Source organism: Enterococcus dongliensis (assembly GCF_031927985.1).
Lineage (GTDB): Bacteria > Bacillota > Bacilli > Lactobacillales > Enterococcaceae > Enterococcus_A > Enterococcus_A dongliensis.
In genome coordinates, this window is the sequence record NZ_JARPZC010000003.1 from 13,324 (window position 1) to 38,552 (window position 25,229).

The 25,229-nt window shown below is 35.9% G+C and carries 28 protein-coding genes and 1 tRNA gene; 8 read left to right on the forward strand and 21 right to left on the reverse strand.

Annotated features, from left to right (window positions below):
- Positions 1-33: 33 nt before the first annotated feature.
- Positions 34-840: a Cof-type HAD-IIB family hydrolase gene (locus tag P7D84_RS02920; RefSeq protein ID WP_311804942.1), complete on the forward strand. Its 807-nt coding sequence runs from the start codon at positions 34-36 to the stop codon at positions 838-840.
- A 108-nt stretch (positions 841-948) separates the two neighbouring features.
- On the opposite strand, the gene P7D84_RS02925 is transcribed toward P7D84_RS02920, so the two are convergent.
- Positions 949-1,734, reverse strand: a complete 786-nt coding sequence (locus P7D84_RS02925) for a hypothetical protein (protein WP_311804943.1) — start codon at positions 1,732-1,734, stop codon at positions 949-951.
- A gap of 123 nt (positions 1,735-1,857) precedes the next feature.
- Entirely contained in the window at positions 1,858-2,079 is a 222-nt protein-coding gene (locus tag P7D84_RS02930; protein WP_311804944.1) for a hypothetical protein, read from the reverse strand.
- Between the two features lie 421 nt (positions 2,080-2,500).
- On the opposite strand from P7D84_RS02930, the gene P7D84_RS02935 reads away from it, so the two are divergent.
- A complete protein-coding gene (locus tag P7D84_RS02935) occupies positions 2,501-3,436 on the forward strand; it encodes a Rossmann-fold NAD(P)-binding domain-containing protein (RefSeq protein ID WP_311804945.1) in 936 nt (311 codons plus the stop codon).
- A gap of 312 nt (positions 3,437-3,748) precedes the next feature.
- Here the strand turns inward: P7D84_RS02935 and P7D84_RS02940 are convergent.
- Positions 3,749-3,836, reverse strand: a tRNA-Ser gene (locus P7D84_RS02940).
- A gap of 41 nt (positions 3,837-3,877) precedes the next feature.
- Entirely contained in the window at positions 3,878-4,450 is a 573-nt protein-coding gene (locus P7D84_RS02945) for a TetR/AcrR family transcriptional regulator (protein WP_311804946.1), read from the reverse strand.
- A 391-nt stretch (positions 4,451-4,841) separates the two neighbouring features.
- On the opposite strand from P7D84_RS02945, the gene P7D84_RS02950 reads away from it, so the two are divergent.
- From P7D84_RS02950 to P7D84_RS02965, 4 genes are all read left to right on the forward strand, one after another.
- On the forward strand, positions 4,842-5,594 hold the full coding sequence (locus P7D84_RS02950; RefSeq protein ID WP_137604394.1) for a threonine/serine exporter family protein: 753 nt from the start codon (positions 4,842-4,844) through the stop codon (positions 5,592-5,594).
- Positions 5,595-5,725: 131 nt separating this feature from the next.
- Positions 5,726-6,175, forward strand: coding sequence for a threonine/serine exporter family protein (locus P7D84_RS02955; RefSeq protein WP_137604395.1), 450 nt, complete (start codon positions 5,726-5,728; stop codon positions 6,173-6,175).
- Positions 6,176-6,350: 175 nt separating this feature from the next.
- Positions 6,351-6,950 carry a TVP38/TMEM64 family protein gene (locus tag P7D84_RS02960; protein ID WP_311804947.1) on the forward strand — a complete coding sequence of 200 codons (600 nt, stop codon included), beginning with the start codon at positions 6,351-6,353 and terminating at the stop codon, positions 6,948-6,950.
- 30 nt (positions 6,951-6,980) lie between these two features.
- Positions 6,981-8,549 carry a glycerophosphodiester phosphodiesterase family protein gene (locus P7D84_RS02965; RefSeq protein WP_311804948.1) on the forward strand — a complete coding sequence of 523 codons (1,569 nt, stop codon included), beginning with the start codon at positions 6,981-6,983 and terminating at the stop codon, positions 8,547-8,549.
- 32 nt (positions 8,550-8,581) lie between these two features.
- On the opposite strand, the gene P7D84_RS02970 is transcribed toward P7D84_RS02965, so the two are convergent.
- Positions 8,582-8,728 carry a hypothetical protein gene (locus P7D84_RS02970; protein WP_311804949.1) on the reverse strand — a complete coding sequence of 49 codons (147 nt, stop codon included), beginning with the start codon at positions 8,726-8,728 and terminating at the stop codon, positions 8,582-8,584.
- A 27-nt stretch (positions 8,729-8,755) separates the two neighbouring features.
- Positions 8,756-8,974, reverse strand: coding sequence for a hypothetical protein (locus P7D84_RS02975; protein WP_311804950.1), 219 nt, complete (start codon positions 8,972-8,974; stop codon positions 8,756-8,758).
- 613 nt (positions 8,975-9,587) lie between these two features.
- On the opposite strand from P7D84_RS02975, the gene P7D84_RS02980 reads away from it, so the two are divergent.
- Positions 9,588-9,842: a hypothetical protein gene (locus P7D84_RS02980; RefSeq protein WP_311804951.1), complete on the forward strand. Its 255-nt coding sequence runs from the start codon at positions 9,588-9,590 to the stop codon at positions 9,840-9,842.
- 120 nt (positions 9,843-9,962) lie between these two features.
- On the opposite strand, the gene P7D84_RS02985 is transcribed toward P7D84_RS02980, so the two are convergent.
- Positions 9,963-10,547: a KwaA family protein gene (locus P7D84_RS02985; RefSeq protein WP_311804952.1), complete on the reverse strand. Its 585-nt coding sequence runs from the start codon at positions 10,545-10,547 to the stop codon at positions 9,963-9,965.
- Positions 10,548-10,568: 21 nt separating this feature from the next.
- Positions 10,569-11,480, reverse strand: a complete 912-nt coding sequence (locus P7D84_RS02990; protein ID WP_311804953.1) for a Kiwa anti-phage protein KwaB-like domain-containing protein — start codon at positions 11,478-11,480, stop codon at positions 10,569-10,571.
- 685 nt (positions 11,481-12,165) lie between these two features.
- On the opposite strand from P7D84_RS02990, the gene P7D84_RS02995 reads away from it, so the two are divergent.
- Positions 12,166-12,360, forward strand: a complete 195-nt coding sequence (locus tag P7D84_RS02995; protein ID WP_070621707.1) for a CsbD family protein — start codon at positions 12,166-12,168, stop codon at positions 12,358-12,360.
- A gap of 78 nt (positions 12,361-12,438) precedes the next feature.
- On the opposite strand, the gene P7D84_RS03000 is transcribed toward P7D84_RS02995, so the two are convergent.
- The 13 genes from P7D84_RS03000 to P7D84_RS03060 form a co-directional block, all read right to left on the reverse strand.
- On the reverse strand, positions 12,439-13,080 hold the full coding sequence (locus tag P7D84_RS03000; protein WP_311804954.1) for a flagellar basal body L-ring protein FlgH: 642 nt from the start codon (positions 13,078-13,080) through the stop codon (positions 12,439-12,441).
- An 8-nt stretch (positions 13,081-13,088) separates the two neighbouring features.
- Positions 13,089-13,280, reverse strand: a complete 192-nt coding sequence (locus P7D84_RS03005; RefSeq protein WP_311804955.1) for a hypothetical protein — start codon at positions 13,278-13,280, stop codon at positions 13,089-13,091.
- A 714-nt stretch (positions 13,281-13,994) separates the two neighbouring features.
- Entirely contained in the window at positions 13,995-15,101 is a 1,107-nt protein-coding gene (locus tag P7D84_RS03010) for a GH25 family lysozyme (protein WP_311804956.1), read from the reverse strand.
- A gap of 13 nt (positions 15,102-15,114) precedes the next feature.
- Positions 15,115-15,327: a phage holin gene (locus P7D84_RS03015; RefSeq protein ID WP_311804957.1), complete on the reverse strand. Its 213-nt coding sequence runs from the start codon at positions 15,325-15,327 to the stop codon at positions 15,115-15,117.
- A 12-nt stretch (positions 15,328-15,339) separates the two neighbouring features.
- On the reverse strand, positions 15,340-15,582 hold the full coding sequence (locus P7D84_RS03020; RefSeq protein ID WP_016180074.1) for a hemolysin XhlA family protein: 243 nt from the start codon (positions 15,580-15,582) through the stop codon (positions 15,340-15,342).
- 62 nt (positions 15,583-15,644) lie between these two features.
- A complete protein-coding gene (locus tag P7D84_RS03025) occupies positions 15,645-15,773 on the reverse strand; it encodes an XkdX family protein (protein ID WP_311804958.1) in 129 nt (42 codons plus the stop codon).
- A complete protein-coding gene (locus P7D84_RS03030; RefSeq protein ID WP_311804959.1) occupies positions 15,766-16,143 on the reverse strand; it encodes a hypothetical protein in 378 nt (125 codons plus the stop codon). Before P7D84_RS03030 ends, P7D84_RS03025 begins: the two co-directional genes overlap by 8 nt.
- A gap of 12 nt (positions 16,144-16,155) precedes the next feature.
- Positions 16,156-17,166 carry a hypothetical protein gene (locus tag P7D84_RS03035; protein ID WP_311804960.1) on the reverse strand — a complete coding sequence of 337 codons (1,011 nt, stop codon included), beginning with the start codon at positions 17,164-17,166 and terminating at the stop codon, positions 16,156-16,158.
- Complete coding sequence (locus P7D84_RS03040; protein WP_311804961.1) at positions 17,167-17,319, reverse strand: hypothetical protein; 153 nt, start codon at positions 17,317-17,319, stop codon at positions 17,167-17,169.
- 108 nt (positions 17,320-17,427) lie between these two features.
- Positions 17,428-20,064: a hypothetical protein gene (locus tag P7D84_RS03045; RefSeq protein ID WP_311804962.1), complete on the reverse strand. Its 2,637-nt coding sequence runs from the start codon at positions 20,062-20,064 to the stop codon at positions 17,428-17,430.
- A gap of 11 nt (positions 20,065-20,075) precedes the next feature.
- A complete protein-coding gene (locus P7D84_RS03050) occupies positions 20,076-20,435 on the reverse strand; it encodes a DUF6711 family protein (protein ID WP_016178327.1) in 360 nt (119 codons plus the stop codon).
- Positions 20,436-20,447: 12 nt separating this feature from the next.
- A complete protein-coding gene (locus tag P7D84_RS03055; RefSeq protein WP_311804963.1) occupies positions 20,448-24,875 on the reverse strand; it encodes a phage tail tape measure protein in 4,428 nt (1,475 codons plus the stop codon).
- Positions 24,862-25,227 carry a hypothetical protein gene (locus P7D84_RS03060; RefSeq protein WP_311800519.1) on the reverse strand — a complete coding sequence of 122 codons (366 nt, stop codon included), beginning with the start codon at positions 25,225-25,227 and terminating at the stop codon, positions 24,862-24,864. Before P7D84_RS03060 ends, P7D84_RS03055 begins: the two co-directional genes overlap by 14 nt.
- Between the last annotated feature and the right edge of the window lie 2 nt (positions 25,228-25,229).

The following is a 25,229-nucleotide window of genomic DNA, read 5'->3' on the forward strand; positions in this document are numbered from 1 at the left end:
CTAGACTAAAACAAATCGAAATGAGGAGATTTTATGAAAAAATTAATCGCAATTGATTTAGATGGGACGACTCTAAATCAAGACTCTAAAATTAGTGATAAAACTGTAAAAACGTTGCATCGTGCGATTGAAGATGGTCACTCTGTCGTGATCGCCACTGGTCGTCCATACCGCATGAGTAAAAACTTCTATCGTCAATTGCAACTAACGACGCCGATGATTAATTTTAACGGTGCGCTTGTCCATCTCCCTGGAAAAACTTGGGCGGGTGAACAAGAAACATCTTTTAATCGAAAAATCGTGTTTGATTTGATTTCAGAAAAGAAAAATCTAAAACTAGATTTTATTGCCGCTGAAAATCGTGAAACTTTTTTTATCGATGACTTAAAATTTTTCGATCAGCATTTTTTTGCTAGTGATTTTGCAACAAATGATAACTTATTAACAGTCAACACGTTGAAAACTAACCCCACTTCTGTTTTACTCCGCAGCCAGCCAGAAAACGTCAATAGTGTCTCTGACGAACTGAAACAACAATTCGGCCATGAAGTTGAAGTCAATACATGGGGCGGCCCAAATCCAATCTTAGAAGTCGTCGCTAAAGGGATTCAAAAAGCCCATGGTTTAAAACGCGTGATTGAGAACCTTAACCTAAAAAGTGAAGATATCCTGGCATTTGGTGATGAACATAACGACGTAGACATGCTGAAATTCGCCGGTTGGGGTGTTGCTATGGCCAATGGGACTGATCAACTAAAAGCTGTTGCTGATGACATCACTGAAAAACCAAATACAGAAGACGGTTTGGCCGATTATTTGACAAAATATTTAGACTTATAAGCTACTGTATTTGCTATACTAACTAAAAGCTGAGGACGGAATCATTAGTGATTCGGCACCTTAGCTTTTTTAATTTTTCCTCAAAAAAGAGAAGCCAAAAAGCTTCCCTTACTTCACTATCGTATATTCATCAATCGTTTTTCCCTGTTGATCTTTTAGTACTAGCCACCCATTCGTCCCAGCATAATAAAGAAAGATTCCGACCTCATTGACACTTTTTAAGACGATGTCTTCTGTCGTCACAAAATCCGAGATCTTGTCCGCATGATCTGCCCGTAATTTTTCAGTAAAGCGCGCACTGAATCCTATCGAGCCATCTTTATTCAGCGGCATTTCCTGTTTAAGTTTTGCTCCAGCTTTCAATACCATCTCATTGCGTTTTCGCCAAATGACTTCTCCTTTTGAATCATTGTAATCAACATAAAAAGAAATCTCACTAACTGCTTTATTCCAACGATGTTGTGCCTTAGCCGGTTTTTTCTTCAATTGCTTGTGTTCATACCCAAAAGCAGTCAAAATCTCAAACAATTCTTGTTGATACTCTGCGACTATTGGAAAATGATTGGTCGCGATTTTTTGTATAGCAAACAATCCAATCGTTTTTAAGGAATTTTCTTTCCAAACATCGAGCATTTGTTGCGCGAGATCTTTTGGCTCAATATCCCAGGGGACATTGATAGTCGCTAAGCTGTCTGATTCTTTTAACACTTTTTTATCAATTTTTTGCCCATAATCTATTGCGTATGCTTCGCGTCCTTTAAAATATACCAACAGTTCATCACTGGCTATTGTCGGTACTTTTGCTAGATCACGATAGATTACGATTGTTCCCTGCTTATCAAATTGGATGTTTACTGTCGCTTGATCAAGTTCAACCGCTAATTTAATCATCATTTTTTCCTCAAATCTTTTTTCTTTAGCTTATAAAAAAAGCATCTTTGAGTCGAACAATCTGCTTCTCTGATTTACTTTTTATCATACTGTTAATAAAAATTCTTCACCTGCTAACAAATTTTTCTAATCAAGAATCTTTTTTACTGTAAATGGCTGGGTCGTTTCAGAAGATTCTTCTTGGTCTGCTAAATCAAATAAAATAAGTGTCTCTTCACCTTCTACGATGACTAATTTTCCCAATGGATCACGAGTATCCTTTACAATCTGAGCTTCTTTAATCAACTCTTTAGGGTCACGTTTAGCAGCAAGTGCGTTACCTAAATTAAAAAATACAGTCTCTTCCATCTTCATCTACTCCTTCAAGATCGATTACCTTTAGTATAACAGACCTCGGGAATCCCGCCTCAACATACGCATATATAAGCTAAAGACAAGAACAGACAAACGTATAGATTGTCACTTGCTTTACATCAGTAAGAAATTTGAATCATTCAGTTATGTCAAATAGTCAGCGTCTTTACCAACTAATCGCACCTATATCCCCCATTGTTTAGTATTCAGCTAAAAATAATTTACTTTCAAAAATAGAAATTTCACTTTTTTAACCTTGACTGACTCTTTTATCGATTGAGACTGCCTGTATGTGGAACTTTCAGTTATATTTTATAAACTGTGTTAGACTGAACAAGCACGAGATCATCATTATGAAGTATTTTTTTAGTATCGAGCTATAAAAAATAATAGAAATTGAAATGGAGATGGAATTATGAAATTAGGTTTTGTAAAGTCAAATTTTCCAAATGAACGTCGTGTTCCTTTGTTACCTGAACACATCAAACAATTCACCAATTCAATTTACATCGAAACTGGTTTTGGCGCTGCTTTAGATATCTCTGATGATGACTACCAAAAAGTAGGATGTACTATCTTAAGCCGTCCTGAAATTTTTGCTTTATGTGATGGTATCTTCTCTCTCAAAATCCTCCAACCCTCTGATTATGATTTCCTTCGCCAAAAACAAATCATTATCGGCTGGACTCATCCACTAGGATCTGGAAAAGAATTTATGGAGACTCAAGCCATACCTAAAAATCTTTATATTCTTGATATCGATAATCAAAAACCTACTTTATACTATCAAGGAAAAGCTTACGCCACAGACTTGATTCCTAAAAATTTTGTTTATCAAAACAGTTTTTATGCTGGCTATGCCGGAGTTTTACACGCGCTGCTGAGTTTTGGATTGTTGCCAGATAGCCAGTTGAAAATTGCTATTTTAGGTTCAGGAAATACCGCTCAAGGCGCCTTTCATGCTATTTCCAAAATTTCTTCATCTGTAAAACTTTTCTATAGAAAAACACTTCCCGAATTTAAACATCAAATAGCTGATTATTCGATTATCATCAATGGAATTGAAGTAGGAGATTTAGGCACACCAATTATGACAATTGCCGAACAAGAACAAGTAAAAAAAGGAGCATTTATTATTGATATAGCAGCTGATGCCGGAAACGCTATTGAAGGAAATCATACAACGACCGTCTCTGATCCAATATATGAAAACAACGGCATTTATTACTATACACTACCGAATACGCCTACTTTTGCCTATCGAAATGTAAGCGGTATATTAAGCGAACAGTTTAGTAAGTATATTTTTAAAAATGATATTTCCTGTTTCATTGATGAAATGACAAATTAATTTTAAAGTAAAGTTTGTCTTTCTTACCAGATATCGAAATACCTCTCATCTTTTTTAGACAAAGATTTTCCTAACAACTGAGACTAAAAATGTAAGAGAAATTTCTCTTACATTTTTAACTTGATTAACTTAAATCAAGCACTTGGCGTAAAGATGTCTATAAGATTGATGTACAGATAATAGCTGGTATCTACATTCACGTTGCTGATAAATTTATCGACTTGATAAGTAAAGGAAAGCCCGCAAATAGTTTAAACGATAAAAAGACACAAAAATAGCGTGGTCAAAAACCACGCTAACACTTGGTGCTAAAGGAAGGTACAGGATTTGAACCTGCGCGCCGGTATTAGCCGGTTCGCCGGATTTCGAGTCCGGTGCATTACCACTCTGCCAACCTTCCGCACCATTTATCTTACCTTTTTTATTTTAAATGTCAAGATTTTATAATGTATCTAAAACAGAAGTATCTTCTTCTTTTAAAATATTATTAACTGTACGGTTGATTAAATGAACAATCTCATCTTGAGTAGGCTCTATAATACCTGAAGACATCAACGTCGCAATACCTGTTACACAGATCCAAGTTCCCATATGCAATGCATTGATATGATTTTCAGACAACCGACCATACTTAGGGTGCTCTAAAATTAATTGATGGAAGTAATTGTAAGAAAAGTCGTGCATTTTTTTTCCGCCACCATATTCTTGAGCAAACAAGGCATTATAAAGATTGCTTCGTTCTTTCGCAAAGTAGACATAGTTTAGACCTAGATCAACGATCGTATCACCTGTACGAACTTCTGGGAAAATATCGTAATACAAGTGATTACAAATCTCATCTAATAATGTATTTTTTAAATCACTCATATTTTTGAACTCTAAATAAATTGGTTGTGTACTGATGCCCATCTTTTTTGCAATATTTCGGGCTGTAAATCCAGAGAAACCTTCATTTTCGACAACTTCATAAGCAGCTTTTAGAATCTGGTCTTTAGTGTAAACTTTTCTTCTCATTTTAATTCCTCCCAGAATGTTATTATTTTTCCCGTCATTTTATTTTAATCAAAAACTGATTAGTTTTGCAACCCTTATCGAAGATGTTATCTAAATTTACATATTTTTTTTAAAATAAGCTAAATTATTTTTGTATTTTTTCTTATAAGGGGAGTGGAAACGTTTTATTTCCTTATCAATATTTAACTAACTTTTTTATAAAATGAAAAATGCGTTATCCATTTGCAGTTGTTTTTGTTTCTTTAAAGCTAAAACAAAATCTTCTTTTAGAAATTTTTCTGTTACTTTATTATACGTTTTCTAACAGTTAGTGACAATCCTTATTCTTTTTCTTGTCTATTTTATTTATTTTCTCTACTATAGTATTGAAATAGAAAAGGTGGTTAGCTTGATGGAACAGCAAAACTATACACAACTTGTTTTAAATACCTGTTTAAAGGCAGGTAAAATCATGATGGAATCCGGATCAGAAGTCTATCGAGTGGAAGACACGATGAAACGGATTGCTCTCAACGCAGGGCTCGACGATATCCAAACTTATGTAACTGCCACTGGCCTTATTATCGGCTTTCCTTCTGAACAAAATAGTCAAGTCGTTCAGATTACTCCCCAATCGATAAATTTAGAAAAAGTTACTGCGGTGAATCAGGGTTCTCGCCAATTTGCTGATGGTGAATTATCGTTACCGGATTTCTATCTTTACTTAGAAGAAGTGGATCAAGCTACTCCTGACTTTCCTTATTTATGGAAAATCATCGCAGCTGGGATTGTCAGCAGCACATTGATGATCATCTTAAATGGCACTTGGTTTGATTTTATCCCGACTTTCATTATCGGAATGATCGGTTTTGCAGTCCACACCTTTTTTGGTAGAAAATTACAAATGAACTTTCTAAATGATTTTGTCGCTGCTTTGATAATCGGTTATCTAGCATTACTTGCCGTCTCGTGGTCCGTTGCTAAAGATGTCAATAGCCTTATTATCGGCTCCATCATGCCATTAGTTCCAGGTCTAGCGATTACTAATGCTTTTCGCGATATCATGGCAGGCCATTTAATCAGCGGTGTTGCTCGCGGCACTGAGGCTCTATTCATTGCTGGTGCAATCGGGGGCGGAATTATCATCGCTTTTAATTTTTTTTGATCAAGCAACTATAACTGACAATGAAATGAACGATTCGTTGTTCATTATCTTTTTATTGCTCATAACTCTTTTGACAAAAACTGTTAACAAACGCAACAGTTTTTGTTTTATTCGGAACAAGGAGGGCTTTCATGAATTTTATCGTCAATTTTCTGTTCAGCATGTTTAGTACAATTGCCTTTAGCATCATTACCAATATACCTCGGCGCGCATTTTTAGCTTGCGGATTTACTGGTGCAGCCGGTTGGATGACTTTTTGGATCTTGCATACCTACTTTCAGCAAAGTATCGGGATCTCTAATTTTTTAGGCGCCTTAATGATTGGATTGATTAGTATTTTGTTTTCACGCATTCGCCATATGCCAGTGATTGTGTTTAATGTCCCTAGTTTGGTGCCATTAGTTCCAGGAGGACCCGCTTATATGGCGGTACGTCATATGATGAATCAAGAATTTACTGAATCTATGGAAAAAGTAGTTATCGTGTTAGTCACTTCCGGCGCGATTGCGATTGGTTTTATGTTCACCAACCTGATTGAGCGTGCTTTAAAAAGAACACGTTCTAATTTCCAAACAAAATAAAAAGTAGGAAAATCTTCCTACTTTTTATTTTTATCTCAACATACAAACGCATTCATTTATTTTCTAAAAAAATTTTAAGTTTCACACAAAAATCATAAATTACAACTTTAGACCTATGCATTTCCAAAATGAATCCTATATACTTCATTTTAGAAAGACAAAGGAGATGAATCGAATGAGTGTTGTTCAATCAAGAAGATTATTAAATATCATTTCGTTGATGGGAATCGCCTTGACGGTTAGTATCACGATTTATTTCTATCACTTAGGTGTATTTAATGATATGGACTCATTACGTCAACTCATCGGTCACTCACCTATCGCGGGTCCGCTTATTTTTATTTTGATTCAGATTATCCAAGTTGTGATTCCAATCATTCCTGGAGGGATCAGCCTTGCAGCAGGAGTATTGATTTTCGGTCCTTATATGGGCTTTGTTTATAATTATGTCGGGATCGTAATTGGTTCTTTAATCCTTTTCTTGTTAGGCAGACACTACGGCAAACCCTTGATTATGCATCTTGTTAGTGATAAGGTATACAAAAAGTATATTCACTACCTTGATGATCAATCTCGTTTTGAAAGAATATTTACCTGTGCGATTTTTCTTCCTATAGCACCAGATGATGCGCTATGTTTAATGGCTAGTCTGACGAATATCTCTTTTAAAAAATACAGCACGATTATCTTGTTAGCAAAACCCGCTTCGATTTTCTTGTATAGTTGGGCTTTACTACAAGGCGGTAACTTATTATCTAACTTACTTATCCACTAATTTTTAGTGGATTTTTTAATTGGAGGAATCATGAATTCTATTCGCCAACAACTTACTCATTTTTTCAGTACGTTTTCTTTAAACAGTTTTCTATTGCTTAGTTTTGGTCTCCCTTTCTTAACAGAGGGACTCTTTTTATTTTTACGGCAAAGTTTCTTAAATAATTCGTATCATTCTTTTTATCGGTTGTTATTTTTTGCCTTAATTTTTCTTTACAGCCTCGTTTTTAATCAGCCCCAAACACACGAAACATTCCAAAAAAATTTTTCATTAGCGTCTGTTTTTATTAGTTTTATTTTTTGGCTGTTGTTATCACCTATCTTTTTCTTTCGTTTTTATCAACTGTTTTTAGTCTGGGAACCGCTCCCAGCTCAAATCCTTTCTTTTCTATTTTTATATCGTTGGAAAGTCTTACCAGCAATCATTTTTCTTTATTTAATAATCCTCTATTTGCTTTATCGATCCATTTTGACGCCACGCTATCTTAAAGAAGGCCACCCTTTAAAAACAGGTATTCAACTTAGTTGGGCAAAAACAAAAAATAGCGTGATCAAACACGTTATCTTTTTCCTGATTCTGCCTGCTGCTTTTTTACTTACTAACTTTTTATTGAAAGGGGCATTTATTGCAGCAACGCAAATACTAACTGGATCAGTTACGGCAATGTTGTTGCTGTTGTTGCATCGAGTACTCCAAAATATGTTGTGGGCATTATTTTTTCTTTATCTACTTGCCGCTGATAAAAAAAGACGTATTACTACTTCTCGGACAAAAATTTCTAGTACTTGGTTACGTTTGATGATCCTTGCTTGCCTTAGCCTTTACTTTTTTCATTATGAAGCTATTTATCATACGCAGAGAGCTACAGAACCTTTGACGATTTCCCATCGAGGAGTCACCAATCGTAACGGACTTCAAAATTCCCTTGCAGCTCTAAAAAAGACCCATACAACGTCTCAACCTGATTTTATTGAAATGGATGTTCAAGAAACTGTCGATCATCAATTGGTGGTCATTCATGATGAAGATCTAAAGACGCTCGCCCATAAAAATTTACGAATTGACGAAACTACTTGGAGTGAGTTAAAAGAAATCTCCTTAAAAGAAAACGGCTATACTAGTAAAATCTCTTTGTTCTCTGATTACTTAGCTGCTGCTAACCGATTAAACCAACGCTTACTAATTGAATTGAAAGTTACCGCAAAAACTAAAAAAACAATCGTCCAACGATTGCTTCCTTTTAAAAATCAGCTAACTGATCATCAATTACAAAGTATGGATCTAAATACAGCCAATCAAATGAAAAAAAATTTCCCAATAATAAAAGTTGGCTATATCTTGCCATTTAACTTATTAGGTTCTCCTAAGACCACACTAGATTTTATCAATATCGAAGCACAAACCGCACACAGCGACTTGATCCAATATTTACGACAACAAAAGCAAGAAATCTATGTTTGGTCGATTGATTCAAAACAACAGGCAGCCGCATTTCGTTTTCAACGAGTCCACGGCTTATTGTCTGACGATCTTTCTATGCTCTCAGCAGTTCCTGATGATATAAGAAGCAGAACAGCCAGCATTTTATACTTTGATTAAAAAATAGAAGACAGCACACAAAAATATCCGAATCATGTATCATTGCTACTGTGATAAACGGCAGCCTTCCCTGATAGATGATTTGGATATTTTTTAATCCTATTTATTAAATTCTTTCCGTCTATATTTAACAAAAAAAGATCTGAATCCATCAAAAGATCCAAATCTTTTTCTTCCATAATAATCTTTCCCCATGACCCTAAAAATCATGCAGTATATTCTACTTCAATATAAGATAGAATATCCTCATATTTTACTAGCAAACGGTTTTGTAATTCGATTATCGCTGCACGATCTGATTGATCACAATCGAGGACATTAATAAGAATCGTATTGTTATAAAGTTGTTCAACAATCCCTACAACTTCATTTTTTATTCCAATTGCTCGACATTCATAAGCAAGACCAATTTCGATTGTTTCCATAACGACGCCTCCTTTATTTCTACGTTTTTATAATAACATAATAGGAATAATTTGGAAACGTTTTTATTTATATTTTTGCCTATAAATCAATACAAAAATATAGTTTTTGGAAAATTCGTAAAACACTAACTTAAACAACCAAAGTTATTTTTAATCTTATATTCATTTTATATTTATCCAGTTACACTCAATTTCATGTTCTAACAATTATGTTTTTTATGGATTATTTATTTTTATTCAATCATCCAGAAAGTACCTAGCTAAAAAATAGAAAAGTCGTTTTATTAATTGTAAAAGAAAAAAGCACTCAAAATTGAGTGCTTTTTTACTCATTCTATAAACGATCGTTTAATTCTTTTGCTAAATCTTCAAAGCCTGGTTTGCCAAGTAGAGCGAACATATTTTTCTTGTACGTAGCAGCTATTTCATTAATTTTATTAAAGATAAAATCGCGTTATATCAACATTTGTTGGTTATATCCTTCCTTCACGAATTGTACGAAAAAACCATCCACTATCACCAGTACTATCACCACTAAATATCTGCTTTCACACTTTACAAAAACGAACATATATTCGTATAATGATATTAACAAACATCAAGGAGGGATCCCATGGAATCGATAACAGGAACAGTTAGCAAAGTTAAAATTTTAAAAATGTCAGAACGTCCCTTACTGTTTTTTAAACTTGATGATGTTAGCTGCTTGATCGCTAGTCACTCTTTAAATTTTTTAGCTGATGTAGAGGATGGAATGCGGATCGCTGTTGCTGGTGAGTACAATAGTAGGAAACAGTTCGTGGTGAAGAAATATGCGGTGATTGGCAAGACGAAGATTATGATGGAGTTTGAAATGATGAAAGCCTGAGAAATCAGGCTTTTTATTATGCAAAAAAATACACGCCCACCGGTCATATGAGGCTTCAGTGGGCGTGCGCATTATGAGTTAGAATATTATTTGTACATTTAAAATACACCATGTAACCATTCATTTTGCTTCTTTCAACACATATATATCAGCCAAAACATTGATTTTATACACGTCTAAATTGTATCGAACTATATTTTTTAACTTATATTTAGATATTTTAGTGATATAAATGCCTTTCTCAGTTGAAAAGACATTGTAGTTAAAAAGGTTATAAATCGGATTCATAAAAATCTGATCATTCTTAACATAGAAGGTACCAATTATTACAAACAAAAGTAAATTCACAATTAAACTTCTTTGGCTATCAACTTGAATTGAAAGGATAGGAACTATATAAGTGACAATGTATCCCATTGTATCTTCTCTTACAAACTCTGCATCATTCATTTTTGATTTTACTCCATTCTTTTTAGTGTAGACAAAAAAGAATAATAAACAGCCTATAAGAGAAAAACAAAATAATACTATCAGTCCCCACCAAAAAAAAGATACTGTTGTATTAGAAAAATCGAACTGCTCAGAGACCCTTTTTAAAGAAATGTCTCCGTTAATATCTTTGAATTGAAAATTTTGAATAAAAAGTAACACGTACAGAGGCATGAAGGAAGACATATAGAATAAAAATTTTTGTAAGGTTCTCATTTCATCACCTCCCAGTGTTTCCTAATTTATTTCTTCTCCATATCTTTCTTGAATTAATGATTGGTAGTAACCATCAGATATACATCCCAATATATGATTTCGCGATTCTTTTGTTTCGTTATATATTATTTGACCGTTTTCTAATCCAATGTCTAACTGAAAATGGTTTATAACCAAAGGTAAGTTTTCGATATGTTCAAAAAAACCTTCTAAGCGACCTGGAGTATTTATTATTTTTGTCATTCTCCTAGCAGAAAGTTTATCTGTTAAACAATCCTGATAAAACTGATCAAAGTTCGCAATAATATTATGTTGGCGGATGCTTGTTAGTGCTTCTTCTGCTCGTTCCGCAAAATAATCATTTAATTTAAAAATGGTTTGAAGTGCAAATCTATTTACAATGAGGGCTTCCTCTCTGAAAATTATAATATCAACATCTCGATCTAAGCCAAAAAAATCTCTTGTATCTATAGATCGAAAAGAATTATCATCAAAGATCCCCAAAATACCATTTCTTATTTTATTCATTTTTGTGAATCTTCTAAATAATAACAAGCGTTCATTATTTCTTTGGAATTCGAAAACATAGTAATTGATTTTTTCGATTTCAATTTCATTAATATCACCATTAATGTTATCGGGATTAGACAAATCGTCTAAGATATCTTCTATATGCGCAGTTAAAAGATCTGCTACCTGCAATGTTCCTTCTACAACAATTGAAGGATCGTAGTTTCTTTGCTCTAAATCAAAAAAATTATTATTCAATATTTCAATATAGAACCTCTTTAATTCGCGACGCATCCTCAAAGGTAAATCCGGTGTTCCTATCTCAATTCCATCACCAATTTTTCTTACTATTTTCATACAAATTGAATCATTTAAATCTTCGTTGACATCATTAATAAAATTTCTAATATCCTGAATATTCATTTGATAACCTCTTTTATTTTATCTACTAACATAATTAAAACAAAAGAAAGCCATGAAAACAAGCGTTTTCTAAGCTTCCTCAGCAGATATAATCAAAAGGATTACACACATATTATATCAAACTTACGTTCGTTTTTCAATATCGATGTACCCTGTAGGCCTCGAACCCGCATCTTCCGATATGAACCGGAGTATTCTACCAATTGAACTAGGGATACTCTTAAATAAGGATTATTATTTTTAAAACGTGTTATAATACAGAATAGAACGTCAGATCTTCCCCACAGTCCACTTCCCCAAGTAACTGTATCTGACGTTCCCTTTTTTTATGGGCGAGTGACTTCCCAATAGAGTAGATGTTACCTAGAAACCGATTTCTTTGCAAATGATACACTCATGTTTCTAAGTTCCACAAAAAAACAACCAGCTCGCACACGACTGGTTGCTATCAAGATGAAACTTAGTTATGAAAAAGAAGTAAGGTTTAACGAAAACCTTATCTATATTTATACCTCTGCGCTTGGATTTTGCAAGCGGTCTCTTCTTATTTTCTAACTTATTGATATAAAAATAAACGCCCTTGCTTGCTTAGATATTTATTATTTTTAACCTTAAATGTATATGATTTGCTTTAACTTTTGAACTACTACTATAATATGATTAGAAATAAAAGGAGGGCTTTATTATGACAGACAAAGGTTTTACGGACAAAGCTAAGGGTAAAGCGAAAGAAACCACAGGAAAAGTAACTGGTGACAACAAAAAGAAAGCGGAAGGCCTACTTGATCAAGCTGTTGGTAAAGTAAAAGAAGTAGCGGCAGACGCAAAAGAAAAAGTTGAAGATATCACGGATGACGTCAAGAAAAAATTAGACAAATAATTGAATCTACAAAAGTAATTAGAATAACATATACCCTCTACAACCAACTAATGCTGTAGAGGGTGTTTGAATAATAGTTTATATTGGATTTTCTTCATCTAGGTTAATAAGCAACATATCGTTATCACTTCTATAAGTTAGCATGGTATGTTTTACAATAGTTTGTCTTTCAACTACATGCAACCAAGTGTTTTTAGTCCGTAATACTGGAAAAACTATACTGAAATCCTTATCTTTATATATTTTCGCGCGTGGCTTAACGACTCCTGCTAATTGAAAATACTCTGGTGATATAGTTACTTTCAACTCTCCAACAATCCTGTTGTTGTTGATTAGTTTTACCCCTTGTAATAAAGAAATTACGCACAGCATCAAATCCCCTGATATTTCAACAGATAAAGTTTCTTTCTTTAGTCCAGACAATATTGAATTTATATCTTCTAACAGCTTTCTTTCATCAAAAATTGGAGCAATTTTAATTCGTACTTTTTCAGTACCGATTTTCTCTGCCTTTAATTTCGTTTCAAGAATGTATTTATGTATATCCCCTCGGTCTCTTTCTCTATGGGCCACAAAATTGGCCAACTCAAAAACTATGCTATTATTTTTGCTATGTTGCCTTAAAAGGATTAATAACAAATAGACGTCCATTTCTACAAATGTGTTTTGATAAAATGACGTTAAGCATCGGTCAATCAATACGCTTTCTTTATTATCCATTACAACATTTACTCTACAATAAATTCTCGCTTTATATTTTTAAACTCATCATCAGAAAGCAACTTAGCTATCACTTTTTTAGTAAGGTCAATATCTGGATAATATACCCCATAGCCTTCATTCAATGAGAACAAAATAATTTTTTTCAACTCTCTTAACTCAGAATTATTGAGGAGTATCCTTTCATTAGTTTTATCCATGAAAACTACCTCCATTCGTGGTATAATATTATAAAGGCAATTCATGTAGAGCTTTCACTTTTGCAGGGTGGGCTCTTTTTTATTTTATCATAAATGCAAGCCCCCTACTAAAAAGTAGAGGGTCTCCAGTGTTACAAAGAAAACTTATTCTGGGTTTAATGGTATTATAGCAAAGCGCTTACAAATTGCAATAGAAAAAAAGACCTTTTGTTCGTTTAATTCTCGTTTTACTTTTTTTCCTAAATACAAAAAACGTCCCCGCTTGGGACACATTGTAAAGAGGTGTGCGGGGTTCTATTAATTATATTAAACTACACATAAATTCTAGTGTCAAATGTTTTAAAGATATATTTTTCAATGTACCCCACAGGAGTCGAACCTACATCTCCCCCTGTCTTCTCTAACCAACTGAGCTAAGGGTACAAATAATCATTTGTGCAAACGTATACAAAGCGTTAGAATATAAATTAGGGATTCCTGATCTTCCCCACAGCATACCCTGTTTTTCTCTCAACCTTGCTGTATCAGGAATCCCTATTTAGATAGTATTCGTATGTTAGTTGTAGAGCAACCATTTTGCCTCCAAAACAAAAAGCTGATCCAACCATGGGGGTGGTCGATCAGCATGTCTCTAATACTGGTATCAGCCACCAGCGTTAGTTAGTATAACTTATAAAGAAAATTAGATGCAAACATTATTTTATACATTGTAGATTATACATCCAAGTACCAACGAGTTTCAGTTAAATCATTAAATCCACCTTTCACATCGCCTTTCGGATCATTAGTGCTGCGAATCATGATAACAATTGAATGACCCTTAACATCTTTCTGATTAAACTCAATATTAAATCCAGCAACATCATTTCGATTATAGACTTTTGCCGCATCAGCTCGTGGTAAGTCTTTCAATTTGATGCGTTTCAATTCTTTTCCGTTCGTACGATCTAAGATAAAAGCATACTGATGCTTATGAGTGCGAGTACTCCATCCTTCTGCTTTGATCTTCCCATTAACTGCACCGAAGCCATCAACGTGCCCTTTATCAGCTTTGACTTCCATCACCGAATAGTTTTGGCCCGCACGGTAGACATCGGTAACTTCTGCTGGATTTGGATCCGGTAATGTTGAATAGCCGTTATCTGTAATACCGGTCAAATCGACATTGCCATCAAGCCCGCCACCCACGTATGTTGAAGTAAACTGGTAAATTGCTACGCCATCCATTGATGGAAAATAATTATAATTTGGATAAGGTGTGACATTGTAATCAGGATACGCACCTATCCATAAAGAATCCGGAAACTCAGCTAAAATTTGTTGATAATAAACGTTAGCCAGTGTGAACGGTTTGTATGAATAATACATCGGAGTATATCCAGCGTCTCGAATACGACGCATACCGTATAAAATAGTATCTGTGTTCGCTTGCTTATTCGAGCTTGCCCCATGCTCAAAATCCAGCGCAACAATTGAACCACGCGGTGTCTTAACCTTTGGTAAGAAGTAATCCATTGTGGTTTTAGCAATACTCATGTTACCCCAAGTGTCATACCAGATATACGTGTGCGCTCTCTTTCCCTGAGCTAAAGCTGAATTCACTTGGCTTTGATACGTCCATTGATCATACAATCCACCAGCATTGTATCCACCAATCTGGCTAATACTGAATTTATCATGAGCGTAGCCAAATTGACCTTGTGCGCCTTGATAAACTGCCCAATCGACCCCTTGATCTCCTTTAGCCGCATCCACATTCATTGGGAAAATCGGCAATAAAAAAAGAGCTGCAACAGCTCCCATCATGAATTTCTTTTTCATTCTATTCCTCCTACTATTCTTTTTCATCTTTGGGAAACATCTTATATGTCCGGTTGGACACGCCTAAAACTGTTCCGAGAAAAGCGCCAAATCCAGTAATGATAATGACTACAACATCGGTATATTCCCAGTTGACTGCTTTTCCCACTAGGCCAACAAAAGTGGCCAATGCGGGTATAACTATCAATGCAATCCATTTAAGAACTTCAAATGTCCTATTTTGCATGCGATTCACCTCCTATAACTTAGTTAAGAAATAGCCTAATATAGTAATACCTAAACCTATCATGTACCCCCATGACCATTTGTTATTTGCTTTAATTTCTTTGATGTCATCAGCATTGTTGAGTGCAATAGAATATGCGTGATCCGCCACATCTTTCGCAGCATCCGCCTTCTCTCTCAATGCCTCGTAATTATCAAGTTTTGTTTCAATGCGCACTAAGCGCTCAATAACATCTTGTGCAGTATCATCTTTCAAAACTCCCCCGCCTTCCAACTAAATAATTAGCCCCGTCAAAAACGAGGCTAAAAAAATAAAGCTTATTCAGCTTTAGCGATAATCTGATTTGCTTCTTCTTGCGTGATGCAAAGCGGAACGAACTCGCGTACTTGATCATCAGTGAAGCAACCCCAATCGTACATCATTTTCACATCGTCAAAATTAAACATTCGTAGCACCTCCGATTTGAGCTTTGATCGATTCAATTTCTTTATTGATTGTGACATCATTCAACATCAATTTAGCGTTTAACTGTGCCATCGATTCTGTTTTATTAGTTAATGCTTCATTTGATTCTTTTAGCGTTGTGTTATCAACTTGCAAACCTGTAGAAATATTTTCCAGCAATTCAAGTTTTTTAGAATAATCTTGAGTCACTGACTCTTCCCATTTATTCTCTGCAAAGTTGAAGAATTGGGACTGTGTATTTTCCAATTCCAGCGGCGGAACTGCTACAAAAGGTAATAATACTGGAAAATCATCTGCTACTTCGTGTTCTTCGTAACCTAACGGGTATAATACTTTGTAAATTGTTTTCATCGTTTTCCTCCTTTAATAAGGGTCTCTTGCTAACCAACAAAACGAACCTGTTAACCACGCATCTTTTGCTACATTCCCTGTGCAAATAATATTATTAATCGTTGATGGATCGAAAGTTAGCAAATAAAAATTGCCGCCAGAGGCCCAATACATGCGAGGCATGTCAATCGGCGCTGCCCATGATGGAACATCAGACCAAACAGCTTGATTATTTTTCGCCGCTGACAATTGAAACGAACCTGTCAGATAAACGATATCTCCTCTTCGAGACAATCTCATACTGCCGTTCGAAATAACTGAAGCATTGTTGTTTTTATCTACTGACGCAAAATCATTTACTGATTTTGTTAAAACGGGCAAATTCCCTTTCACTTGAAGCCCATCTTGAAAATTCTTTGTTCCTAAAATCGTTTCGTTACCAGTAGTAGAAACAAACTTGCCTTGAACCCATTTTGCGATTGCTTTAAATACTAAAGCAGGCGTCATAAACTTATTAGTGGCCGTCCCCGCTTCAGCTTCAGCCTGCGTCGCCATACGAGAATCTACGTGCTGCTTGACGCCCATTGGCGTAATGAACTTATTCCCCGCAAGCCCCTGTTCTGCATCTGTTTGATTAGCTGTAGCGTAGTTGTCGACGTTGCCGAGACCAACTTGAGCCTTTGTTACTGAATGCGGATTAGTTTTGTCAGCAACATGACTATCGTACTCCGTTTTACTGGCTTGCTCCACATTCGTAACATTACCTAATCCGACTTGGCCTTTGGTAACTCCATGAGGATTGGTTTTATTTGATGTATGGAATGTAAAATCAGTTTTAGGCGCTTGTTCTACATTGGTCACATTTCCAAGTCCTACTTGTGCTTTAGTCACCTTGTGCGGATTAGTCGTATTTTTATCATGTTCGTCTAATCCTGTCTCTAAATAATTCATTCTTTCGGCAGTGACTACTGCACCATTCTGAATATTTTCTTCTTCAGTTTTATTATCATCGTAAGGTACCCAAGTCTGCTTTTCATAAGCCATTTACTCACCTTCTCCTACTTTTGAATCTTTACTATCAGACAATTGTCCCAAAGCAGCATTCAAAGTTGCGTTTTCTAATTCTACTTGCGAGAGTCTTTTTAATAAATGTTCTATGACTTTATTTGCATCTACTTCATAGCCGTTCTCTCTCATATGATCATCTCCCTAAAGTAAGCAATATAACTTACATTATTTATATTTATCATTACAACTCAAACGTGTTTAGAGTTATTCGATGAAAGAAAAGAGTAATCACTAATTCTATTTATTATCTAAATATGATTTTAGCTGATCACTATCATCTTCCGGGTACGGAATGATTGGTGATATAGTTTCTGTCGCCTCTTCCGAGGAAAGTATCTTAGTTGGTAAATTGGGATGTTTTTCTTTATTGGATCTAGGCGTTTCTAAATAGAAATCTTCATACCCTAAACGATAAGCGACTAGTTGATAACTCATTGTTACATAGGGTCTGTCAGACTTAACTGAAAAGGAATCTCCTCTTAGGTTTTCTGCGTAAACAATAGAGTTCTCATAAGGTGAAAGAAAAACATGATAATTATCAGACTTAGTATTGATTGTTTCTAAAAATTTTTCTTCTATAATCACTTGCCCATGTCCATTGCTATCAGTTGTCACTTTCCCATATGTGGCGAATAGATATTCTGGAGTCTCATACGCGTTTAAAAGTCGTTCCCCGTAACTTTGGGTATTAACTAGCGAGTTTTTAGTACCAGAAACACTCAATCCATTATAAACTCTCAGTCCACTATTGATTATCGACGTTTGATATCCCATTAATTTAATTTGAGAGGTTGTTATATTCCCATTTGCAAAACTGTAGGAATAGCTATTAGCTTGTATAACTATAGAAACTCCAGAAGCATTAATATAGCTGTAGTTTGCATCTGGGACAAACGCTCTATTACTCCAAAAAAGACTATCCGAACTAAATGAAAGCCATGTTTGATTTTCGGCACCATTATCATAAGAACTAATAACCAAATTATCCTTGCTATCGCGTAATTGGAATCCTCCACCGACTCCCATCTTATATTTGACTATTCCAACGTCTGCGCCAGTGAATTTGCTTGCTTCTAAGGACATAAAGTCTTTATTATGCTCTTTAGAAAACCATGTGAGCTTTCCATTGTCTTGGGTCATTCTAAATTCAGCGCCATCCGTAACTATTTTGCTACCTGTGATGTTTACACCTTGAATAGTAATTGCTTTTAAAGTTCCCGCCGTGATTGCAGAAGCGTCAAGATTTGTTACTCTTATTTTTGAAGCATCTAACGTTCCGGTAGATATCGCTGAAGCATCAAGGTTGGTAACTCTTATTTTCGAGGCATCTAATGTTCCTACACTAATTGTTCCAGCATCAACTGATCCAATCATTGCCGATGTGATTACTGCCATGTCAATCTTCGTCTCGTTAGTTAGCCATAATTTTGCCCCTTTAATTTTCAGCCACTCTTTACCATCCATCTCGTCACTTAAATTAATGGTCTTTACTATTTCGTCTTTCGGAGTAGAATTCTCAATTTGCTCTTTAATACTTTCCTCTAAAGCGGTGGATGTAGTCATTACCCACTCGAATACTCCTGGTGATGTTTGTTTATAAACCCATATCTCATCATCTGGCCCATTCTTTTTAAACCAGATGTCACCTTCTTTAGGATTTTTTGGTTCTTCAGTTCCTTCATAAACATTGTTCTTGCCAGCAGCATCAATTCTATAATCGATATCATCAAGCTTTTGTTGCAACGACCCTTTGAATGATGAGACGTTAGCTGAATAGGCTTTAGTATCAGCGCTAATAGTTGAACTGAACCCACCGTCAAAAGACATGGCATAATTTAGAACAGGAGATTTAAATCTATTACCCTCTCTATCTGTCATGGTTACCCAGTCTCCAACCTCTAAAGCCGGATTCCCTCGCCATTTTAGAGTGATCGGATAAAAATTGATATATCTTATTTTCTGGAAGATATCATCTAACAAAATCTGAGTCATTACATTATTTTCCAGAGAAATCTGCGCACCACTTGTTGATCCTGATTGAAGAATAACTGTTTCATTACTAGATTCATCGGTTTGGTTAACAACTTTACATGTAATTCCTCTAGGCTGATAAAGTAATTCACTTTTTACAAGACCTTTTAAAAAGTATTCATTTGGCTCAATCTTAAAGTTTGGGTCGGCTAGTTTTCGAATTGACAATCTACCTTCTCTATCAAAACAAACAAAACCGCCTTCAAATTGTCCGATTAAACCTATTGCCTGTCGATATGTGTATCCCTCAAACTTATTTATCGTGTAATTACTCAAATGGTTAAACGAAACAGGATCAATGATACTTCCGCTTTTATTTGCTATTTCTAGTGCAATGTCTGCTAATTTTGTTGGATATTTCAACTCGGACTCATATTTGTCTTCCATAAAAATAAATCCGTCTCTAGCTTCAACAGTTGTAGTCTTTTCATTTCTGTCGGGATCAACTCGACCACTAATGTAGAACGTTCCTAGAGGAACAAATTCATATCTATCGGGAACATAACTCACCAATCTTACTCTCCCGACTTTTGCTCGATCAACTTTTGAAACATGATTGATATTTGATGGCAAGCCGGTTCCTCTTATTTTGAATCCTACTTCTACCTTTATCTTGTCTAGTTCTTTTAACCCTTCAATAATTTCAGAAAAAACGATTTTAACTGTAGCTGACTGCGTTGAGCCAATCTGGAAACTTTCTCCACCCAAAGCTCCCATTGAATAATCAATTTTCTTTATTTTGTCTTTAAGATATATGACTTTATCATTAACAATGATGCGTGCAAAAGCTTCCCTTTCTTTATCTTTACAGGCTTCAAAGAATTCATTCGAAACTATCAACATTCAATATTCACCTACTTTTCAATTAAAGACACTGACAAGCCTTGCCACATCATCTTTGAGAATTTTTCATTCCAAGAGTAAACAGGTACAACTCTATCACCGCAGTAAAACGTTTTTGTAATCAATCCTGCCTCCTGTGGATCAAAATACCTTACTGTAAAAAAGGCAGAATCAATTAAGCGCAAAATTAAAGAGACCTCTGAAATTTCCAAAGGTCCCCACTTTACATCTAATTTAGTTTTTCTTCCAAGAATATCGCGAACCATATCTCCATTAGCATTTCTTCCACTAGAACCACTGTCTAAGGTTTGTATGCTCACAGATAATTCTTTTGGCGTTACTACATTTGACCCTGATATCAAGAAATCCATTAGCTCATCTCCTTATAAGTTTAGTTCTACATTTCCTATCTGTTCATGATACTGATTAATGCCTCGTACAGTTACTTGTCCTAATCTAGTTGAATCTACCTCTAGAACAACTTCCAAGGGCCCGTCGTTCCCCTTCAGATCCAAATTAGAGAGCGCGTTGATAATGGCATTCGCGATTGTATTACCAAGACTTGAAAGTAGATTATCTGATAAGTTTTCCATCCCATTACCAGTAATAGAAAAACCTTTATTCTTTTTACCAGATGAACTTGAACCAGTATAACTATCAGATGAATCTCTAAATACTTCTGGCATTGTTAAATCAGGGATACCATCATACCCCATGAAATCAAGCGCTTCGTTGATTCTTTGAAAGGCTAGTTCTGGCTTAGTTACTGGAACAACCCATTCAGTGTTATTGCCTTCAGACATTTTGTACCAGCCAAACTGATCTACTCTACCTCCGTTAGCAAATCCCTTTTTCTTACTTTCGTTTTCTCGATCGAGTCGGAATAGTTCAGAAATACGATCACTCACGACACGAAAAGCACTTGATTTAATTCTCTTAGCCGCACCTAGAGCCATCGAAGCTCCTGGTTCAGGTATATCTGCTACATCAACGAATTTTTCGAATGCTCGATCTAATAAAGCACTCGGACTTATCGAACCAAAGAAATTCTTAACACTGTCGATTAATCCACCTTTATAATGAGGAATGTTACTCATAAAGTTACTAGTATCTCTACCATTTAATACTTGAGTCCCTTTAGGAAGATTGACCATGTAGTCTTTTTGATTTGGAAACATACCCATTTGTCCATTCGGCAATTTATACATTTCACGCCAATTGCTGCCGCTTCCATCGTTTACCATAGCTAATCCGCCAGGATGTGAATTGGTGCCTGTTGCATAACTAAAGTATGGAACTTGCCAAGATGATAGTCGCCATCCAGCACCCAAGCTACTCATCACCCAGTTAACTCCTGAGATAATGCCGTTAACACCTTTACCGATGCCAGAGGCTAATCCATTCGCAATATTATTCATCGCTTGTTTAATAGACTGTAAACCATCAGATAAGCCTTTTGCGATATTTCCAGGTAAATCTTTTGCCCATCCGCCAATCTTTCCAAATACTTCAGAGGCAGTATCCTTAACCCCATGTAATGATTTTCCAAGATTATCTTTCATAGATGAAAATGCCGTTTCAGCTTTACTTCTAGCCGTTTCTGCACCAGATCGAACTTTTTCTGATATATCTGACCACTTGGATTGTGCAGATGATCTGACATCATCGAATTTGTTTCTAGCACCATCAGCTAGGTTTTTAAATTTCTCTTCGGCCCAATCTTTGGCTTGTCCTGTTTTATCACGGACTGTATTTGCTGTATTAGTAAATTTGTCTTTAGCAACGTTATAGATTTCAGAAGCTTTGCTAGTTACAGCATCTTTCGCAGCACTCCATTTTTCCGAAGTCCAGTTTTTGACATTATTCCAAGCCTCAGATGTCGCAGTCTTGATTCCTTCCCATTTCTCAGAAAGCCAAGTACCTAGTTCTCCTGCTTTTTCCTTGATAGTATCCCAGTTTTGCCACAGCGTAACACCCACAGCGATAATGGCTCCAATAGCAAGAACTGCTAATCCTATAGGACTGGTAAGGAAAGCTATTGCCCCACTAAGAGCTGTAGTTACTCCAGTTGCAATTACCGCTACCCCATTCCATATAGCAATAGCACCATTTACCAAACCAAGTGCTGTTGCAAATGAGGCGACTATCGTTACAAATGTTGAAAAGCCTTCTGAATGTTCAGAAATCCAGTTCCCAATTCCTGATAAAACGTCGCCGATTTTTTTCAATACATCGACGATTACTCCGCCAGTCCATTCAGCAAGAGGCTTCAATATATTATTCCATAAAAAATCAAAAGCTGGTTTACATCCGTTAATTATTCCATTAACTAAATCAATTGCACCTGCTAGAGCTTCAAAGAACGCCGGTATCAATTTTTCAATTGTAAATCCCGCTAATGGTAATAAAACATTTTTATAAAACCATTCAAGCCCATCACCAATGTTTTTTGTTAATGGTTGAATCGATTTCAAAAGTCCATCAATCGACCGAAGCAAAGGTGTAAAATCAAGTGTCTTAGCCCAATCGGCCGTTGCCTTCGTCATATTGTTTATATTTCCTAACAAACCTTCAATTATACCGAGAATCCTTTTGAAAATTGATTCACCAACATTTCCTGTTTGCCAAGCAATAGAAAGACGATCCGCCAAATTCTTAATAGTATTGTTGATATTGGTAAATATCTCTAGTATATGTCCTGCAATTTTTTCTCCTAGACCGTCATTCCATGCATTTCGGAAAGAAATTGCGATTTGATGTAGTAGTTCTAAAATAGCATTGAACATGTCGAAAATAGATTGAATCAGCGCAGTCCCGCGTCCGTTATCTTCCCATGCCCGTTTAAACGCCCCAGCTATATCACCAATAATATTTAAGACATCCGCCAATAATATAAGTAAGTTTTCTACAAACCTTTGACCGGTTCCATTGGTCCAAACTTCCATGAACGATTCACCTATCGCTTGAATCAATCTGACAACTTCTCTAAGAGCGTATTTCCAGGCGTCAATGACTTTTTGACCTTGTGCATCCCAGGCTTTTTTTATAGGGTCAAAAAGTTGAGACATAATATCTTTAAATTTTTTGGCAAAGTCCGTTAACCATTTGGGCGTTTCTGGAACTGTTGCTGAACCAAAATCAGCCCAAGGCGCTTTACTCCCTCCAGCATTAGGATTCTTAGGTTTCGAAGGAATTTCTTGCGGTACAAAAGGGTCCGAGAAATCTTCATCAGAGTCATTGCTAAAATCTAAAATATTTAATTCGTCAAACCCTGCTAGTAATCGTTTATATTCTTTGACTTTTTTTCTTGCCGCTTCAGTTTGGTCATGTTGTGCTTTTAGTTGCTTATTAGAATCACGTATGGATTGTGCCATCTCATCGTATCCGTCTGATGCATCAGATGCAGCATTGCCCGTATCATCTAATGCTTGGACATTATTCATCAGTCCTTGTGCACCGTTGAATGCATCACCGATGTTCATTCCGAAAAGTGTGGATATAAATCCGGCAATATAGCCAGTTACTTTAGCTAAAGCTGACATTAAAGCATTTATTGCTGGTAGCGCTGCTTGGTAAATCGGATAAAATGCCGTTAGTAAATTGACCTTAATTTGATTTAAACTTGCTGAAAACTGGGCATTAGTTTGTAATGCTTTAAAAAGACCTCCAGCTAAAGTCATGATTCCTTGGTATAAGAAAGTGAACAAGAACAACTGTGACCATAGCATTTTCATGGATCGGCCAAAGCCACCCATACCCTGAGCCATTCTAGACGTTCCGTTAGTAACTTGCTTCGATTGTCGATCAAAAAGACCTCCAAATCGACCGATGGAATTACTCATCATGTTCTTAAATCGTGAAAAAAGTCCTTCGGATTGTTTAGTAGACCCCGAAAGATTTCTCATGCCATTTGCTGCCATACGAGCTTTTACAGGTTGCTCGCCAAGTTCCGTATTTACACTAGACAACGCTGTCTTTAGAACGCCAGAACGATCTTCCAACTGAGCATATGAACGTTGTAAAGCATCATTGTCTGCAATCAATTTTTCCATTTTTGCTGATTGCTTAGAAATGGATTCGGCAGTCTTTGTTGATTGTGGTGTATCTTGAATACCTGTAGATTTCCACTTACCAGATGCGAAATTTCCTGTTTCTGTTTGTTGCATCTTCATTTCATTTTTCAGGGCCTTGACTTTGGCTCTCATAGCTTCAATTTGCCGTTCGTTGCCTTCCATCTTGGCTGAAATACTTGATAAGGAGTTGGGGATAGCATCATATTCGGATCTTAACCCTCGAACAATCGCTTGAGCTTGTTGTTGCGACTTGTTCATCTGAATTTGTGCTTTTGAAATTTGTTCGCCTATTCTCGACTCGCTTTTTGTATCACCAGATAATCGAGCACCGTTTTTATTAGCCTGCAAATTAGAAATTCGTTGTTGTGCTGCTTTCGCTTGTTGCATTTGCGTGTTCACTTTATCAACTGCCGTTTGGACATCCTTTGTCATTTTGACAGCGCCTTTAGATACACCGGCAGAAGGTGATTTTCCAACTTCTTCACCATTACTTGATGCTGATTGGTTCATTCGCTTCAGCATAGAATCAAAATTTGAATTCATTTTCTCGAATTGTTTGGTAAATTTATCGAACCCTTTAGAATCAGATAAATTCTTTTCTACTGCATCCATTCCCTGTCCTGATGAACTTTTGACTCGACTCATCATTGAGTCCATCTTTTGCTCAAATCGAGCGACCTTTTCCTCAATAGGACTCAGGTCACCATCAAAGACGACTTCAAGTCTATCCAGTTCCATGATCTATCCCCTCCTTTTCCTGTTTATTTTTTCGCTCTCTAGTTGCTTTTATCATTTCAGTTCGTTCAATCATTCTAGCCTTCATAATTTCCCAATCTTGTGGCTGATTCGATTGTTCCTGTTTATCTTCCGTTTTCAAGAATGGATAGTGTTGATCTGGTTTAGGCATTTTCTTCGGATCATTAAAGCCATAAGCGTTCAATTGTGCCGCTTTGTAATCCATCATGGCTTTTTCTTCTAGCTGCTGCTTTTTAATCGCAACATTTGCTTCAGCTTGTACAACTATTTCCTCATAGGTCATTGACCAGTATTTCTCTGCAGGTATTCCCGCCTCTACTGCTTTGGGATACATCT